The sequence below is a fragment of the Leucobacter iarius genome (assembly GCF_039530105.1).
In the GTDB taxonomy this organism is placed as follows: Bacteria; Actinomycetota; Actinomycetes; order Actinomycetales; family Microbacteriaceae; genus Leucobacter; species Leucobacter iarius.
The window spans coordinates 1015995-1031337 of the sequence record NZ_BAAAOB010000001.1 but is presented as its reverse complement, the minus strand read 5'-3'; the positions used below and the strand labels follow the sequence as shown (position 1 = coordinate 1031337).

Sequence of the window (15343 nt, the reverse complement as noted above, 5' to 3'; positions counted from 1 at the left end):
CCCGCCCCGGACACCGATCCTCGTCAGAAGCATCCACCCCCGACAGAAGCGCCGACCCCCGACACGACCACCGCGCGCGGCGGAGCTCAGGGCCGGGCACCGCCTATCCTGGTTCCATGCCGTCCGATGAGTTCGTGGAGCAGGTGCTCGCGGTCGTCGCGCGCATCCCCGAGGGGCGGGTGATGACCTACGGCGATATCGCCGAGGCCATCGGATCCCGTGCGCCGCGCGCCGTCGGCAAGGTGCTCGCGCTGTTCGGCCACGCGGTTCCCTGGTGGCGGGTCGTCCCGTCCTCGGGGGAGCCGCCCCGTGGCCACTCGGCCTCCGCACTGCCGCACTACCTCGAGGAGGGCACGCCGCTGCGCGGCGAGCCGAAGCCCGACGGGTACCGCATCGCCCTGTCGAGCGCCCGTCTCGGCTGGGACCATGAGATCTACGAAGGGATCGCCCCGTGAACGCACCCCTGCGCCTCGGATTCGCCCGAGGGGTCGCCCCCACCAAGTGGGCGAACCGGTGGAAGGCGATCTTCCCCGAGACCCCGCTCGTGCTGGTTCCGCTGACCCCGGCCGGGCGTCTGCCCGCCGGCGAGGACCCCGTCGACGTGCTGCTGGAGCGGGTCGCACCGGGCGGCGAGGCCGAGTCGTCCTCGGGCGAGGATCGCACCCGGCACGGCGTCCGCCTCTACGTCGAGTCGCTCGCGCTCGTGCTCCCCGTCGAGCACGAGCTCGCCGAGGCGACCGTGATCGAGCCCGACGATCTGACCCTGGTCCACCTGCTCGACCATCCCGACCACGCGGCCGAGTGGCCCGAGCCGCAGCCCTGGGCGGATCCGTCGTGGGCGCCGAAGAACGTGCGCGCCGCGCTCGAACTCGTCGGGACCGGTCTGGGCGGGATCCTGCTGCCGCTGCCGTTCGCGCGCCACCTCGTGAACAAGCGCGCGCACGTGATCGTGCCGCTCTCGCCGATCTTCGAGCTGCCCGGCACCGAGATCTGGGCGAGCTGGGACCGTTCGCGCGATGACGCGACGGTGCAGCAGTTCGTCGGTGTGCTCCGCGGCCGCACGGGCCGCAGTTCGCGCGGCGAGGATCCGGGCGCGGACGACGCGGCTCAGGCGGATGATGCTGCGGCGAGCGCGTCGGCCGCCTCGGCCGGCCCCGGGCGGTCGGGCGGGCCCGAGCGGAAGCCCGCCGCGAAGAAGCCCACGGCGAAGCAGGCCGGTGGCCAGGCGGGCGCGAAGGCACCCAAGCGGGCCCTGCCGAAGAACTCCCGCGGGGCGCAGCTCGCCGCCGCGGCCGAGAAGCGCGAACGCGCGAAGCGGGCGAAGGCGGCCGAGAAGCAGAAGCAGGCGAAGCGCCGCAAGCGCTAGTCGCCCGCCACGTCCTCCCGGGCCGCGACGAACGCCGCGACGCAGGCGTCGATCTGCTCGGGGGTGTGCGCGGCCGAGAGCTGCACGCGGATCCGCGCCTCTCCCTTCGGCACCACGGGGTAGCTGAACGCCGTCACGAACACGTCCCGCGAGCGCATGCCCTCGGCCACCCGCTGAGTCAGCACCGCGTCGCGGAACATGACGGGCACGATCGGGTGCTCGCCGGGCAGCAGCTCGAACCCCTCGGCTTCCATGGCCGAGCGGAACCGTGCGGCGTTCGCGACGAGCCGCTCCCGGGCGTCGTGCGCGCCCTCGGCGATGTCGAGCGCCGTGAGGGTGCCCGCGACGATCGCCGGCGAGAGGGTGTTCGAGAACAAGTACGGGCGGGCGCGCTGGCGCAGCAGTGCGATGACCTCGCGATGCCCGGCGACGTAGCCGCCGGACGCCCCACCGAGCGCCTTCCCGAAGGTGCCGGTGAGCAGGTCGATGCGGCCCTCGACGCCTCGCAGCTCGGGGGTGCCTCGGCCGTGCGCGCCGAGGAATCCGACCGCGTGCGAATCGTCGACGAGCACGAGCGCGCCGTACTGCTCGGCGAGGTCGCAGATCGCTTCGAGCGGGGCGATGGCGCCGTCCATCGAGAACACGCCGTCGGTGACGATCACGCGGAAGCGCGCGTCCGCGGCCTCGCGCAGGCGCGCTTCGAGCTCGGCGAGATCCCCGTTCGCGTAGCGCAGACGGCGGGCCTTCGAGAGGCGGATCCCGTCAATGAGCGAGGCGTGGTTCAGGGCGTCCGAGATGATCGCGTCCTCGGCGCCGAACAGGGTCTCGAATACGCCGCCGTTCGCGTCGAAGCACGACGAGAACAGGATCGCGTCGTCCACGCCGAGGAATCGGGCGAGGCGGCGTTCGAGGTCGAGGTGCTGGGTCTGGGTGCCGCAGATGAACCGGACGCTCGCGAGGCCGTAGCCCCACTCGTCGAGCGCGTCCTTCGCGGCGGCCACGAGCCGCGGATCGTCGGCGAGGCCCAGGTAGTCGTTCGCGCAGAAGTTCAGCATCTCGCGCTCCCCGGGGGCGGTTCCGTCGCCCGCGTCGGCTCCGGCGACCCGGATCCGGGGACCCTGCGCCCCGCGGATCCCGAGCTCGCCCTTGGTCAGGCCGGCCTCGTCGATCCCGCGCAGCTCGTCGGCCGCGTGCTCCTTGAATGCTCCGTACATCACAGCTCCGTCCAGTCGAGGATGATCTTGCCCGTGCTCGCCGCGCCCGCGGCGGCGAACGCCGATTCCCACTCGCGCGCGGGCCGCACCTCGGCGATCACCGAGGAGATCCGCTCGCGCAGTTCGGCGCTCGTCTGCAGCATCGCGGCCATCGCGTTCCAGGTCTCGAACATCTCGCGCCCGTAGATGCCCTTGAGCGTGAGCATGTGGGTGACGACCTTGCCCCAGTCGACCGCGAAGTCCGAGCTCGGCAGTCCGAGCATGGCGACGCGGCCGCCGTGGTTGAGGTTCTCGAGCATCTCGGGCAGCGCGGTCGGCGCCCCGCTCATCTCGAACCCGATGTCGAAGCCCTCGCGCATGCCGAGCTCGCTCTGCGCGTCGCGGATCCGGCGCTCGGCCACGTTGACGACCGCGTCGGCTCCGAGGCCCTGCGCGAGCGCGAGCCGCTGCGCACTGACGTCGGTCGCGGCGATGAAGCGCGCCCCGACGTGGCGGGCGATCGCGATCGACATGAGCCCGATGGGCCCGCAGCCGCTGACCAGCACGTCCTCGCCGACGAGCGGGAAGGCGAGCGCCGTGTGGACGGCGTTGCCGAGCGGATCGAAGATCGCGCCGAGCTCCGGCGCGATATCGCCCTGGTGCACCCAGACGTTGCTGGCGGGCAGGGTCAGGAACTCGGCGAACGCGCCGTCGCGGTGCAGTCCGAGCCCGACGGTGCGGATGCACATCTGCCGACGGCCCGCCCGGCAGTTGCGGCAGGTGCCGCAGACGATGTGACCTTCGCCCGAGACCCGGTCCCCGATCGCGACGTCGCAGACCTGCTCGCCGACCTCGACGACTTCGCCGTAGAACTCGTGCCCCGGGATGAGCGGTGCGGCGATGTTGCCGGCCGCCCAGTCGTCCCAGCGCATGATGTGCAGGTCGGTGCCGCAGATCCCCGTGCGGAGGATCCGGATCTTCACCTCGCCCGGCCCGCAGATGGGTTCGGGCACGTCGGTCAGGGTCAGTCCCGCGCCCGGCGCGGTCTTCACGAGTGCTCTCATGCGTCCAATCTCGCGTCCCCGAGGATTCAGAACAAGCGCTAGTGTCTTCACTATCTCTGTAGAGATACCTTCATCGTTGAAGTCGGGATCGGAGCGCTGATGGAACTGCGACAGCTCGAAGTGCTGCGCGAGCTCGAGGCCCTCGGCAGCGTCACCGCCGTCGCCGAGATGATGCACGTCACCCCCTCGGCCGTGTCGCAGCAGATCGCCGCGCTGCAGCGGGAGTTCCGCACGCCGCTCACCCGCAGGCAGGGTCGCGCGCTCGCGCTCACCGAGGCCGGCCGCGCGCTCGCCCGGGCCGGAGTCGACGTGGTCGAGGCGATGGCCGCCGCCCGCCACGCGGTCGAGGACTTCGAGCAGTCGTCGACGGGCGCGGTGACCCTCAGCGGCTTCCACAGCGTCGGGCAGGCGCTCTACGGCCGCGTGCTCGCCGAGCTCGAGGCGCTTCCCGAGCGCCCGGAGCTGCACCTCTCGGACGAGGACGTCTCGCAGGAGGAGTTCCCGGCGCTCACGGCCCACCACGACCTCGTGCTCGCGCACCGCCTCGAGCACAGCCCTCCGTGGCCGGCCGACGGCCTGACGGTGCTGCCCCTCGCGCAGGAACCGATCGACGTGGCCCTCGCCGTGGGCCACCCGCTCGCGTCGCGCTCCGCGCTGAGCCCCGCGGACGTCGCCGGGGAGCGCTGGGTGACGAGCCGCGGCGGTTTCTCCCCCGACGATCTGCTCGGATCCGTCGCGGCGCTCGCCGACCGCCCGCTGACCGTGGCGCACCGCATCAACGACTACGGCTCGGTGGCGTCGGTGGTGGCGGCGGGAGGTGCGATCGGGCTGGTCCCCCGTTACACGGTCGGCCGCGCGGCGGAGGGTCTCGCGCTGCGCCCGCTCTCGGGGATCAGCGCCACGCGGCGCATCGACGTGCTGACTCGTCCCGAGAACCTGCACCGGCGCTCGGTGCAGCTCGTCGTGATGGCGCTGCGCTCCGCCATGGCCGGGCTCATCGCGCGGGGATCGTAATTCCCGGATCTATGGCAGGATATTCCCGTTCATATGAGTAGCGCGGTGTCGTTTCGCGCCGGACAGACGGGATCACCATGGCAGATTCGAGCGCGCAGGCCGGTTGGTACGACGACGGGTCCGGCACCACGCGATGGTGGGACGGTGCCACCTGGACCGATCGCGTGCAGCCGCCGGCCCCGGTCACGGGCATCAGCGGAATGATCGATCACATCGAGTCCGAGGCCGTCTCGGGTGCGCGCCCCCGCCCCTCGGCGAAGGGGATGGATTACGTCGTCCTGCAGGTGATCCTGAAGGAGAAGATGTGGGGAACGGGCTCCGGCAACCTCACCGAGCTGGAGAAGGCGATCAACGCTCAGGCCGCGCTCGGATACCGCCTGCACACCATCACCACGGCGGCGTCCGGGAGCAAGGGCCTCGGCGGCGGGGACCGGATCCAGGCGACGATGGTGTTCGAGCGGATCGCCTAGAGCTGGTTCGCCGCCACGTCGAAGGTGCCGCAGGAGTTGGGGCCCTTCTCGTAGCCGGTCATGAACCAGCGCTGCCGCTGCTCGGAGGTGCCGTGCGTGAACGCGTCGGGGTTCACGCCGCGGCCCGAGCGCTTCATGATGTTGTCGTCGCCGACCGCCGCGGCCGCATCGAGCGCGTCGGCGATCTGCGCCTTCGTGACCGGCTTCAGGAGCAGCACGCCGTTCTTGTCGGGGATCGTCGACGCATCCTTGACCCAGGCGCCCGCGAAGCAGTCCGCCTGCAGTTCGAGGCGCACGGACCCCGAGCTCGCGCCCGAGGCGTTGCCCGCGCTCTGGAGGGATCCGATGAGCTTCGAGATGTGGTGCCCCCACTCGTGCGCGAGCACGTACATCTGAGCGAGCGAACCGGCGGAGGCACCGAAGTCGGTGCGCAGCGTCGCGAAGAACGTCGGGTCGATGTAGACCGTCTCGTCGCTCGGGCAGTAGAACGGGCCGGTCGCGTTCGAGGCCGTGCCGCACGGCGAACTCGTGACCCCGTCGTAGATGACGAAGCCGGGCGAGCGGTACCCGCCGACCTGCTCCGCCCAGTACCGGTCGAGCGAGTTGCTCGCGCCGGCCAGACGGCAGTCGTCGTCGCGGTTCGCGTCGGCGCCCGAGGCGCACTGATCCATGCCCGTGGCCTGCTCCTGGCCCGTCCCGACCGGATCCGTCGTGATCGAGTTCGCGAGCGGGGTCAGGTTGACGCCGAGGATGTTGGAGAGCGCGAAGAGCACGATCATGCCGACGATGCCGATGCCGCCGCCCACGGCGACCTTGCCGCCGGCGCCGCCGCGACGGCGCTGCACGCCGCTGGTGTCGATCTGGGCGTTGTCGTTGAAGGTCAAAGCTACTCCCGCTGGTGATCGCCTGGTGCTGCGAGCATTGATTTCATGCGGATCTTTGGCCGCCTGTTGTGACCGATTCTAGGGCGTGAGGAGAGGTTTTTCGGACTCCTTGCGGACCCGCGTGACGCCATTTTCCTTGAGAGCAGCAACGATTCACACTGCATCGAGGCTCTCGTGCGAGCGTCGCACCTTCTCATTTACGGCGAACCTCTCCTCATCATTCCCAGCGATGTAGGCGTCGATCCACGCCTCAAGCAAGCCAGCAAGCTTCCCGTGCTCAGCTGCGTAGTCGGCACCCGTGGGAATACCAGCGTTGACCCGCTGAGCAAGCGTGATCGCAACGCGGTCATGAAGATCAATGATCCGTGAGTACTCGGCCCGCCGGCTTGCCTGGAGGTGAGACATTATGGCTCGGTTCAACGCAAGAATCTCGTACCGTCTCGCGGCGTACTTGTCTCGATCGAGGTGCGTGGTCGCAATGCGCTCAAGGTCCAGAATTGCTATTACAACGTTGAACCGTAGACGGAGAATCTCTCGATGAGTGGCGTCCGTCCGCTCAAGATCGAGTTGCTTCCGCAACAGCGCTTCGTTCGCATCCCGCTGTTCGAGAAACTGTTTTCTCTGCGCTTCAAGTTGCTCCCGGTGCTGCCGAGTTTGGACGCGCAGAGTGACGATAAGGACGAGAACCATGACGAGACCCGAGAGCAGAGCTCCAAGGAATCCGCTCAAGAGCTGGAAGACGTCTGGACTGGTCACTGTTCCAAGAATCTGCATGCCCTGAACATAGCGCCACCACAACGCATACAGGCGGGGGCGAATCCTCACACTCTTCGTTACGCGCGGGTGGAGTGGTCGCTGACCGTCCCGCCCGAACACACGTTCCGTCTAGCTGGTGTCCACGAGCAGGTTTGTCCGCGAAAATGCCCACGGAAACTAGCTCCAAATCCGCAGGATCACACGATTTCCCAGTCCACATGACTGACTTTGCGAACAGAAGGTCATGTCGCGCTCCCGCTGGTGCTCCGCCCGTGCGGTGCGCACCGACGGTTCGCGGCCGATGACCGCCCGCTGCGACCGATTCTATGAGGTCCCCCGAGGTTCGCGCAGGTCGGATCCGACGGAACGGGACCGCGCCCTCGGCGGCCCGGACCCGGCGAGCCGCCACGGGCGCGGAGAGCGATGTCACCCTTCCCGTATCCCGATTCGGTAACCGGTAGCCTGATTCAACCTCCCCGATACGCAGAAGGATCCGGATCGATGAAGATTTCCCGCCTCACCGCACCTCTGGCCGCGGCAGTGCTCCTGTTCGGAACGGCAGGATGCACGAACGACGACGGAGGCTCGCGCAGCAGCGTCGATGCGAGCCTCATCTCGCACATCGCGCCGGACCCCGCCGCGGAAGAGCTGCTCCCGCAGGACGTGCGCGACCGGGGCGTCCTCCGCATCGGGATCAACCCGAACTATCCCCCGAACGAGTTCAAGGACGCGAGCGGGGCACCCGCCGGATGGGGCGTCGACCTCGGAGACGCGGTCGCTGCGAAACTCGGGCTGAAGCCGCAGTGGCAGTCCATGCAGTTCGACAGCATCATTCCCCGCATCCACGGAGGAACCCTCGACATGAGCTCCTCCTCGTTCACCGACACCGTCGAACGCCAGAAGTCGGTCGACTTCGTCGACTACTACGAAGCAGGATCCCAGTGGGTCTCCCCCAAGGGGAAGCCGGTCGATCCGAACCGGGCGTGCGGTCTGCGGATCGCGGTGAAGGCGACGACCGTGCAGGAGACCGTGGAGCTCCCGGCCCGCAGCGAGAAGTGCGTGGCGGCGGGGAAGGAGCCGCTGCGGGTCGTGGCGTTCAGCCTGCAACCGGAAGCCACCCAGGCCGTCGCCTCGGGAGGCGCTGACGCCTTCTCCGCGGACTCCCCGATCGCCGGCGACGCCGTCGCGCAGCTGGGCGATCACCTGCAGCTGTCGGGCGATGTGTTCGACGCTGCGCCGTACGGGCTGGTGACGCCCCGCGGCAGTGCGCTCACGCGGGCGGTGCAGGCTGCGGTGCAGTCCCTGATGGACGACGGCACGTACGGGAAGATCCTGCGCGGCGCCGGAGTCGAGTCCGGCGCCGTCGACCGCGCGACGGTCAACGGCGCCCGGGCGTAGCGGTCCCGGCGGAGACGGCTGCGCTCAGCGATCCGCGAACGAGTCCGTCGCGCGCACGAGCGCGTCGACGATGCCGGGCTCGCTCGCCGCGTGGCCCGCGTCGGGGATCATCTCGAACGACGCCTCGGGCCAGGCGCGGTGCAGATCCCACGCCGTGGTCGCCGGCGTGCAGGCGTCGTAGCGACCCTGCACGATCACCCCGGGGATCCCGGCGAGCTTCTCGGCGGCGTCGCGGATCAGCTGGCCGTCCTCCATCCACCCGCCGTTCGAGAAGTAGTGGTTCTCGATGCGGGCGAAGGCGACCGCCATGGCCGTGTCGGTGCGGGCCGCAGCGATCGCCGCGGAGTCGGGGATCAGCCGGATCGTGGAGTGCTCCCACACGGTCCAGGCGACACCGACCGGCGTGTGCACGGCCGGGTCCGCGTCGAACAGGCGGCGGTGGTATGCCGCGACGAGGTCCCCGCGCTCCGCTTCGGGGATCACCGAGAGGTACTCCTCCCAGACGTCCGGGAACAGCTGCGAGGCGCCCTCCTGGTAGAACCAGTCGATCTCGCTGCGGCGCAGCGTGAAGATGCCGCGCAATACGAGCTCCGTCACGCGGTCGGCGTGGGTCTGCGCGTAGGCGAGCGCCAGGGTCGACCCCCAGGATCCGCCGAACACCTGCCAGCGGTCGATGCCGAGGTGCTCGCGCAGGCGTTCGATGTCGGCGACGAGGTGCCAGGTGGTGTTCGTCGACAGGTCGGCGTCGGGCGCGCTCGCGTGCGGGATGCTGCGGCCGCAGCCGCGCTGGTCGAACAGCACGATGCGGTATCTCGCGGGATCGAAGTACCGTCGGTGGTCGGGTGAGCAGCCGCCGCCCGGACCGCCGTGGAGGAACACGACCGGCTTGCCCGCGGGGTTGCCGCTCTCCTCCCAGAAGACCTCGTGCCCGTCGCCCACCGGCAGCAGGCCGGAACGGTTCGGTTCGATCGCGGGGTACAGGGTGCGCAGCGGTGCGGTCATACCCTCAGCCTAGTGAGGGTGGTTCGCGCCGATGCTCCGCCCGACCAGGCTCGAGCGCGTCCCGTTCGGCAGGAGATTCGGGTTCAAAAGGACGCATCTCGCGAATCCGTCCTTTTGAACCCGAATCTCCTGCGGAACGAGCCGACGTGCCTACCGTTCGGCCGGGCGCGCCTACCTCTACCCCTGCTGCTGCTTGCGCAGCTGCTTCTCGTGGATCGGCCAGGTGCCCGCCGCCTGCTGCTCCCGCACGTAGTCGGCGGCCTCCTGCTGCCGCTCGGCCTCGATGCCGGTCGCGATCTCGGCGCGCAGCATGCCCGGTGTGAGCCCGAAAGCGTCGACGAGGTCGAGCGCGTGCTCGCGCACGCGGCCGATCAGGCGATCCACGTAGGCGGTGATCGCCTCGACGCGGTGCCCCGAGAGGCGTCCGTGCACGAGGTACCAGGTCGCGTGCTTCTCGAGCAGGCCGAGCCCGAACAGGTCGCGCAGCCAGGTGAGCACGCGCAGGGTCTCGCCGTCGAAACGATCGAGCGCCTCGGTGAACGCTTCCCACTGCAGCAGCTCGGCGTGCGCGCGGGCGGCTTCGATCAGCTTGTGCTGCTGCGCGTTGAACGCGTCGGCCTGGGCGGTCGCCTTCGCGCGCTTGTCGCCCTTGGGCACGTCCTTCGTCGCCTCGCGCATCGCGCCCGCGATCTCGGCGACCATGGTCTGCACCCGATCGGTGAGCAGCGTGCGCTGCGTCTCGGTCTCGCGCAGCTGCTCGACCGAGCGCGACACCTGACCGAGATCGGCGACGCTCTGGCCGATCTGGCGCAGGCCGAAGCGGCTGACGCGGTCGCCGAGCTGGCTGGCCGCCGCCTTGGCGAGCGCGGCCTTGTCGCCGCCCGCGAACTGCGCGGCGTAGTCGGTGAGGAGGCGCTTGCCGACGAGCTGCAGCAGCACGTTGTTGTCGCCCTCGAAGGTGACGTAGATGTCGAGGTCGGCGCGCAGCCCGACGACGCGGTTCTTGGCGATGAACCCGGCGCCGCCGCAGGCCTCGCGCACCTCCTGCAGCGTGTCGAGCGCGGCCCACGTGGAGAGCGGCTTGAGCGACGCGGCGAGCGTCTCGAGATCCTCGCGGTGCGCGTCGTCGTCGCGCACGCCCGAGAACACCTCGTCGAAGGTGGTCAGCAGGCGCTCGCTCGCGAACGCCATGGCGTAGGTCTCGGCGATGCGCGGGATGAGTCGGCGCTGGTGCAGACCGTAGTCGAGGAGCACGGTCTCGCGGCCGTCGGGGCCGGGGAACTGCCGGCGCTCGGATCCGTACCGGATCGCGATGGTCAGCGCCGCCATCATCGCCTTCACCGCCGAGCCGTCGAGCGAGACGCGGCCCTGCACGAGCGTGCCGATCATGGTGAAGAAGCGACGCCCGGGGCTCGGGATGGCCGAGGAGTACGTGCCGTCCGCTGCGACGTCGCCGTAGCGGTTGAGCAGGTTCTCGCGCGGGATCCGCACGTGCGAGAAGTGCAGGCGGCCGTTGTCGATGCCGTTCAGGCCGCCCTTCACACCGTCGTCCTCGCTGCCGACGCCCGGCAGCATCTCGCCGTCGGGAGTGCGGATCGGGACGAAGAAGGCGTGGACGCCGTGGTTGACGCCCTTGGTGATGAGCTGGGCGAACACGACGGCGGCCTGGCCGTGCAGCGCCGCGTTGCCGAGGAACTCCTTCCAGGCCCCCGCGAACGGGGTGTGGATCTCGAACTCCTCGGTGGCGGGATCGTAGGTCGCCGTGGTGCCGATCGAGGCGACGTCGGAGCCGTGTCCGATCTCGGTCATGGCGAACGCGCCCGGGAGCTTGAGGCTCATCACGTCGGGCAGCCACTTCTCGTGGTGCGTGCGCGTGCCGAGGTGCAGGATCGCCGCACCGAACAGCCCCCACTGCACGCCGCTCTTGATCTGCAGCGAGGGATCCGCGAGCACGAGCTCCTGGAACGCCGCGATGTTGCCGCCGTGGTTGTCGCCGCCGCCCAGGTCCTTCGGGAACGCGCGCTGGATCGCGCCCTCCTCGACGAGGATGCCGAGCTGGCCAAGCGCGCGCTCGCGGTGCTCGGGCATGGGCTGACCCGGGATCGTCTGCAGCCGCGGGTCCTCGACGAGCTTGCGGGAGGCGAGGCGCTCCTCCTTCCAGCGGCCGAGCAGCGCATCGGCGACCGCCGGCACGTCGATGCGGGCGGGTTCCCGCTGCGGGGCGGCGGCGCGATCGGTGGCGCTCTGCTGGGCGACGGTCTGCGTTGCGGTCATCTGTGCTCCTCGACGATCCAAGACGAACGGCGGCGCCCGCGCGCATCGCGGCGGGCGATATCGCCAGGCTACGAGCGACCTCCGACAACGGCAATCGATCCGATTCGACCCCACAAAGCGGTGCCGCATCGGCGCCCGCGTCGATTGTGCGCATTCTCCAAACAGAACCGCCCCGCACTGTCGATCAGCGCCATGCGTCGCGGGCGGCGGCGGGCCGATGAGCACGCCCTCAGATCGCCTGGCCGATCACCGCCTCGCCGAGCGGGGTGCGCAGGTGCAGCACGCGCGCACCCTCGCGGGTGCTTGACACGAGACCGGCCCCGCGCAGCACCGAGAGGTGGTGCGACGCCGTCGAGATCGCCAGGCCGGCGTCGGCCGCGACCTGCGAGGTCGTGCGCGCGACGTGCGCAGCGAACAGGATCTCGGCCCGCGCCGCACCGACGAGCGCCGCGACCGCGTCGCGCGCCGCGCCAGAATCCCGCGCCCACTCGGCGGTCACCCCGCGTGCGGGGTAGTAGAGGGTGGGTTGGGCCGGCGGCTCGGTCAGCACCATGCATCCCCAGGAGCTCATCACCGAGGGCACGAGCACCAGTCCGCTCCCCCGGCAGTCGACCTGCTCGCTGTGCTTGCGCAGCACGACGCGCACCGCGCCGTCACCCCAGCTCACCGCGGGGTGGATCCGCGACGCCATCGCCGCCAGCCCATCGGCCGAGACCGTCCGCGACCGCACCGCGATGTCGGCCCGCAGGATCCGCTCGAGCTGCGGCCACACCGGGGCGAGCGCGGCCTCCCACACCTGCGCCCAGGCATCGGCGATCCGCGCGCGGGCCCGCTCGGGATCCGCGCGCATGCGCTCCAGCGCGGCCCGCCGCTCCCCGCTCGATCGGTCCACCATCTTGCCGAGGTCGACGCGCATGCCCGGCAGTGCCGCCGCGCGCAGCGCTGCGAGCTCGGCCTCGGGAGTCAGATCCCAGCGCGCGGTCGTCGTGAGGAAGTCGGGCAGGTACCCGTCGGCTCCGATGACGTCCGAGAGCAGCCCGAACGGCTCCCGCGGCATCCGATCCCGCACCTGCTTCAGCCATCCCCACTGCAGCGGGTAGTGAGCCGGGCGCAGCAGCACCCGCACGGCGTGCGCGAGCTCGTGCCCGGGCGAGATGCCGAAGCGCACGGCCTGGATATCGCCGGGACTGAGCCGGAAATCGACGTGATGCGACTGCGCCGCCTTTCGATCCATATCGAAACTCTACATTTTCGGAGCCGGAGACCGGGAGAGTGGACCCAGCGCAGGATCACCGACCGAGAGGAGCGCATCATGACCGAGAACCCGGCCGCAGCGACGCTGGTCGCACCGGAGGAGATCGCGTTCGGCACGGGCGGCACCCGCCGCTTCCAGGGCATGGACCACGGTGCGGGCGTCTCCTACTTCTCCATCGACTACGCGCCGGGCCGCGGCACCGGTCTCCACTGGCACCCGTACGCCGAGACCTGGATCGTGCTCGAGGGCGAGGCGACCTTCACCGTCGGCGACGCATCGATCCGCGGCACGGCTGGAGACACCGTGACCGGCCCGCCCTGCATGCCGCACCGCTTCGAGAACTCCGGATCCGGGCCGCTGCGCGTCATCGGGATCCACGCCTCGCCCGTCATCATCCAGACCGACCTCGACTGACCACCCGGCCGGCACCGGCCACCCCACCGAAGGAGACCCCCATGTCGTTCCAGAGCTACCTCGACAACATCGAGACCAAGACCGGGCTGACGCCGCGCCGCTTCATCGAACTCGCCGACGAGCGCGGGTTCGGGCCGGGCACGAAGGCCACCCCGATCCTCGAGTGGCTGCAGGCCGACTACGGCCTCGGCCGCGGTCACGGCATGGCGCTCGTGCACGTGATCACCAAGGGACCGCAGATCAGCGACAAGCACGTCGGCTCCGACGGCACGCACGCCGACGCGAGCGACGTGCTCTGGCTCGACGGCAAGGACTCGAACCCCGCCGGCTGACCGCGCTCGAACACGGCGCCGCGCGCCCGATCGGATCGAGCCGAGAGCTCGATCCGATCGGGCGCGCGGTCGCTTCGGCCCGCTACAGCTCGTCGCCGGGTGCGAAGTCGCCGAACGAGTCGGGCTCGATCCCGAGCTGCTCGAAGAGCTCGCGCGTACGCTTCTGCCGGGTGCGCGGGATCACCGTCAGCACGGCCCCGTCGCGGCCGGCCCGGCCGGTGCGTCCCGCGCGGTGCACGTAGGTCTTGGCGTCGCCCGGCGGATCGGCCTGGATCACCAGGTCGACGTCGTCGACGTGCAGTCCGCGGGCGGCGACGTCGGTCGCGACGAGCACGGGAACCTTCCCCTCGGCGAAGCGCTGGAGATTGCGCTCGCGCTTCGCCTGGGCCAGGTCGCCGTGCAGCGCGGTCACGCGGAGGCCCTCTTCGGCGAACAGCTCCGCCAAGCGGTCGACGTAGGCGCGCGTGCGGCAGAACACGATGACCCGCTTGCCGCGGCGCGCGAGCTCGACCAGCGCCGCGTCCTTGTCCTCCCGCAGCACGACGAGCACGCGATGCGTGACATCGCCCTGCACCTCGGCGTCCTCCGCGATCTCGTGCACGGCGGGGTTCCGCAGGAACTCGTCGACGAGGTCACGCACGCCCCAGTCGAGCGTGGCCGAGAACAGCAGGCGCTGCCCGCCGCGCTCGGTGCGGCGCAGGATCCGCTGCACGGGCTCGAGGAACCCGAGCTCGCACATGTGGTCGGCCTCGTCGAGCACGGTCACGTGCACGTCACGCAGTTCGAGGATCCCCCGCTGCGCCAGGTCCTCGATGCGGCCGGGCGTACCGATCACGATGTCGACGCCGCGGTGCAGCGCGTGCAACTGCGGCTCGAACGGGGATCCGCCGACGAACTGGCCGGTGTAGAGCCCGACCGACCGTGCAATGGGCTGCACGGTGCGGTCGATCTGCAGGGCCAGCTCGCGGGTGGGTGCGAGGATCAGCGCCTTCGGCGCGCGCACGCTCGGCTTCTCGCCCTTCTGCCGCTTCTGCGCGACGCCGCGCTCGCGGCGCTGCTTCGGCGGATCCGGGCGGAACACGCCCTCGGCCTTGAGCTTCAGGATGCGCTCGACGAGAGCGGCGCCGAACGCGATGGTCTTGCCGGATCCGGTGCGGGCCCGACCCAGCAGGTGGCGTCCCTCGACGGCGTCCGGGATCGTGGCGGCCTGGATCGGGAACGGCCGCTCGGCGCCGAGCTCGGTGAGCGCGCGCACGATGTTGCCGCCGAGGCCGAGGTCGGCGAAGCCGAGACCCCGCACGTCCTCCGCCGAGGTGCGCTTCGCCTCGAGCCGCTCGAAGGAGACCGAGTGCTCCTGCGACCCGCGCTGCGGCGGTTCGCGTCGATCCTGCGGGCGATGGCCGGCAGCCTGCGGGCGGTGCCCGCGGGACTCGCCGTGCTCGCGATGCGGACGCTCCGAACGCGGTCGCCCCTCGCCGGGCGCACCGCCGCGGGGCATGCCGTCGGCGTCGAACGAGAAGACCCGTGCACCGCCGTTCTGCGCGGCGGCGTCGCGGTGCGACTCGCGCTGGCGTCCCGAGCCGTGGCCGGATCCGCGATCCCTCGACCCCTCGTTCACGCGATCGGGGCGCTCGCTCCGGGCGGCACCGCGGTCCCGCGGATCCCGTCGGGCGCGGTCGGAGCGACCGGCGTCGCGGCCGGTGTCCCGGCCGCCGCGCTGGTCCGAACCCCGGCGCTCGGTGCCGCGGTCCTGCCCGGCGCGCGGATCGGAGTCGCGCCGCGGACGCTCCGGGGAGTCGGCGGGGGCGTTCTGCCGGTCGTCACCGAATCGCCCGCCCGGGCGCCCGCGGCGCCCGGAGGACTTGCCTCGGTTGGGGTTGTAGTCGGATGGTGCGCGGTAGCCGCGCCGACGCTGATTCAT

15 protein-coding genes are annotated in these 15343 nt (G+C 70.7%); 7 read left to right on the top strand and 8 right to left on the bottom strand.

What is annotated here, in order from left to right:
- The first annotated feature begins 116 nt into the window (after window positions 1–116).
- Window positions 117–455, top strand: a complete 339-nt coding sequence (locus ABD169_RS04490) for an MGMT family protein (RefSeq protein WP_046454820.1) — start codon at window positions 117–119, stop codon at window positions 453–455.
- On the top strand, window positions 452–1366 hold the full coding sequence (locus ABD169_RS04485; RefSeq protein ID WP_344029837.1) for a LysR substrate-binding domain-containing protein: 915 nt from the start codon (window positions 452–454) through the stop codon (window positions 1364–1366). Before ABD169_RS04490 ends, ABD169_RS04485 begins: the two co-directional genes overlap by 4 nt.
- Here the strand turns inward: ABD169_RS04485 and ABD169_RS04480 are convergent.
- Window positions 1363–2580 (bottom strand): glycine C-acetyltransferase, encoded by a 1218-nt coding sequence (locus tag ABD169_RS04480; protein WP_344029834.1) that lies wholly within the window; start codon window positions 2578–2580, stop codon window positions 1363–1365. The genes ABD169_RS04485 and ABD169_RS04480 overlap by 4 nt on opposite strands.
- Window positions 2580–3623 carry an L-threonine 3-dehydrogenase gene (tdh, locus tag ABD169_RS04475; protein WP_344029832.1) on the bottom strand — a complete coding sequence of 348 codons (1044 nt, stop codon included), beginning with the start codon at window positions 3621–3623 and terminating at the stop codon, window positions 2580–2582. The genes ABD169_RS04480 and tdh overlap by 1 nt, the downstream gene beginning before the upstream one ends.
- 99 nt (window positions 3624–3722) lie before the next feature.
- Between tdh and ABD169_RS04470 the strand changes: the two genes are divergently transcribed.
- Together ABD169_RS04470 and ABD169_RS04465 are read left to right on the top strand one after the other, a co-directional pair.
- Complete coding sequence (locus ABD169_RS04470) at window positions 3723–4637, top strand: LysR family transcriptional regulator (RefSeq protein ID WP_344029830.1); 915 nt, start codon at window positions 3723–3725, stop codon at window positions 4635–4637.
- 77 nt (window positions 4638–4714) lie between these two features.
- Complete coding sequence (locus ABD169_RS04465; protein ID WP_344029827.1) at window positions 4715–5107, top strand: DUF2510 domain-containing protein; 393 nt, start codon at window positions 4715–4717, stop codon at window positions 5105–5107.
- On the opposite strand, the gene ypfJ is transcribed toward ABD169_RS04465, so the two are convergent.
- Both ypfJ and ABD169_RS04455 read right to left on the bottom strand, forming a co-directional pair.
- Window positions 5104–5991: a KPN_02809 family neutral zinc metallopeptidase gene (gene ypfJ / locus ABD169_RS04460; protein ID WP_046454825.1), complete on the bottom strand. Its 888-nt coding sequence runs from the start codon at window positions 5989–5991 to the stop codon at window positions 5104–5106. The genes ABD169_RS04465 and ypfJ overlap by 4 nt on opposite strands.
- A gap of 153 nt (window positions 5992–6144) precedes the next feature.
- On the bottom strand, window positions 6145–6765 hold the full coding sequence (locus ABD169_RS04455) for a hypothetical protein (RefSeq protein WP_344029824.1): 621 nt from the start codon (window positions 6763–6765) through the stop codon (window positions 6145–6147).
- Window positions 6766–7248: 483 nt separating this feature from the next.
- Between ABD169_RS04455 and ABD169_RS04450 the strand changes: the two genes are divergently transcribed.
- The gene (locus ABD169_RS04450; protein WP_344029821.1) at window positions 7249–8145 is read left to right on the top strand and encodes an ABC transporter substrate-binding protein; all 897 of its coding nucleotides are present in this window, start codon (window positions 7249–7251) and stop codon (window positions 8143–8145) included.
- A 24-nt stretch (window positions 8146–8169) separates the two neighbouring features.
- On the opposite strand, the gene pip is transcribed toward ABD169_RS04450, so the two are convergent.
- The 3 genes from pip to ABD169_RS04435 all read right to left on the bottom strand — a co-directional run bounded on the left by pip (window position 8170) and on the right by ABD169_RS04435 (window position 12655).
- Window positions 8170–9147 carry a prolyl aminopeptidase gene (gene pip, locus ABD169_RS04445; RefSeq protein WP_344029818.1) on the bottom strand — a complete coding sequence of 326 codons (978 nt, stop codon included), beginning with the start codon at window positions 9145–9147 and terminating at the stop codon, window positions 8170–8172.
- 177 nt (window positions 9148–9324) lie between these two features.
- Window positions 9325–11421, bottom strand: a complete 2097-nt coding sequence (locus ABD169_RS04440; protein ID WP_344029815.1) for an acyl-CoA dehydrogenase family protein — start codon at window positions 11419–11421, stop codon at window positions 9325–9327.
- Between the two features lie 229 nt (window positions 11422–11650).
- Complete coding sequence (locus tag ABD169_RS04435) at window positions 11651–12655, bottom strand: ArsR/SmtB family transcription factor (RefSeq protein WP_344029812.1); 1005 nt, start codon at window positions 12653–12655, stop codon at window positions 11651–11653.
- 78 nt (window positions 12656–12733) lie between these two features.
- Here ABD169_RS04435 and ABD169_RS04430 point away from each other — a divergent pair, with 78 nt between their 5' ends.
- Window positions 12734–13090: a cupin domain-containing protein gene (locus ABD169_RS04430; RefSeq protein ID WP_344029810.1), complete on the top strand. Its 357-nt coding sequence runs from the start codon at window positions 12734–12736 to the stop codon at window positions 13088–13090.
- A 41-nt stretch (window positions 13091–13131) separates the two neighbouring features.
- Window positions 13132–13422 (top strand): DUF4287 domain-containing protein, encoded by a 291-nt coding sequence (locus tag ABD169_RS04425; protein ID WP_344029807.1) that lies wholly within the window; start codon window positions 13132–13134, stop codon window positions 13420–13422.
- Between the two features lie 82 nt (window positions 13423–13504).
- Here the strand turns inward: ABD169_RS04425 and ABD169_RS04420 are convergent, their stop codons facing one another.
- Window positions 13505–15343: a DEAD/DEAH box helicase gene (locus tag ABD169_RS04420; RefSeq protein ID WP_344029804.1), complete on the bottom strand. Its 1839-nt coding sequence runs from the start codon at window positions 15341–15343 to the stop codon at window positions 13505–13507.

Bases quoted from the DNA above. Each gene is read 5' to 3' on its own strand.
- ABD169_RS04490 (WP_046454820.1), top strand. From the start codon at position 117: ATGCCGTCCGATGAGTTCGTGGAGCAGGTGCTCGCGGTCGTCGCGCGC.
- ABD169_RS04480 (WP_344029834.1), bottom strand. From the start codon at position 2,580: ATGTACGGAGCATTCAAGGAGCACGCGGCCGACGAGCTGCGCGGGATC.
- tdh (WP_344029832.1), bottom strand. From the start codon at position 3,623: ATGAGAGCACTCGTGAAGACCGCGCCGGGCGCGGGACTGACCCTGACC.
- ABD169_RS04470 (WP_344029830.1), top strand. From the start codon at position 3,723: ATGGAACTGCGACAGCTCGAAGTGCTGCGCGAGCTCGAGGCCCTCGGC.
- ABD169_RS04465 (WP_344029827.1), top strand. From the start codon at position 4,715: ATGGCAGATTCGAGCGCGCAGGCCGGTTGGTACGACGACGGGTCCGGC.
- ABD169_RS04455 (WP_344029824.1), bottom strand. From the start codon at position 6,765: ATGCAGATTCTTGGAACAGTGACCAGTCCAGACGTCTTCCAGCTCTTG.
- ABD169_RS04450 (WP_344029821.1), top strand. From the start codon at position 7,249: ATGAAGATTTCCCGCCTCACCGCACCTCTGGCCGCGGCAGTGCTCCTG.
- pip (WP_344029818.1), bottom strand. From the start codon at position 9,147: ATGACCGCACCGCTGCGCACCCTGTACCCCGCGATCGAACCGAACCGT.
- ABD169_RS04440 (WP_344029815.1), bottom strand. From the start codon at position 11,421: ATGACCGCAACGCAGACCGTCGCCCAGCAGAGCGCCACCGATCGCGCC.
- ABD169_RS04435 (WP_344029812.1), bottom strand. From the start codon at position 12,655: ATGGATCGAAAGGCGGCGCAGTCGCATCACGTCGATTTCCGGCTCAGT.
- ABD169_RS04430 (WP_344029810.1), top strand. From the start codon at position 12,734: ATGACCGAGAACCCGGCCGCAGCGACGCTGGTCGCACCGGAGGAGATC.
- ABD169_RS04425 (WP_344029807.1), top strand. From the start codon at position 13,132: ATGTCGTTCCAGAGCTACCTCGACAACATCGAGACCAAGACCGGGCTG.
- ABD169_RS04420 (WP_344029804.1), bottom strand. From the start codon at position 15,343: ATGAATCAGCGTCGGCGCGGCTACCGCGCACCATCCGACTACAACCCC.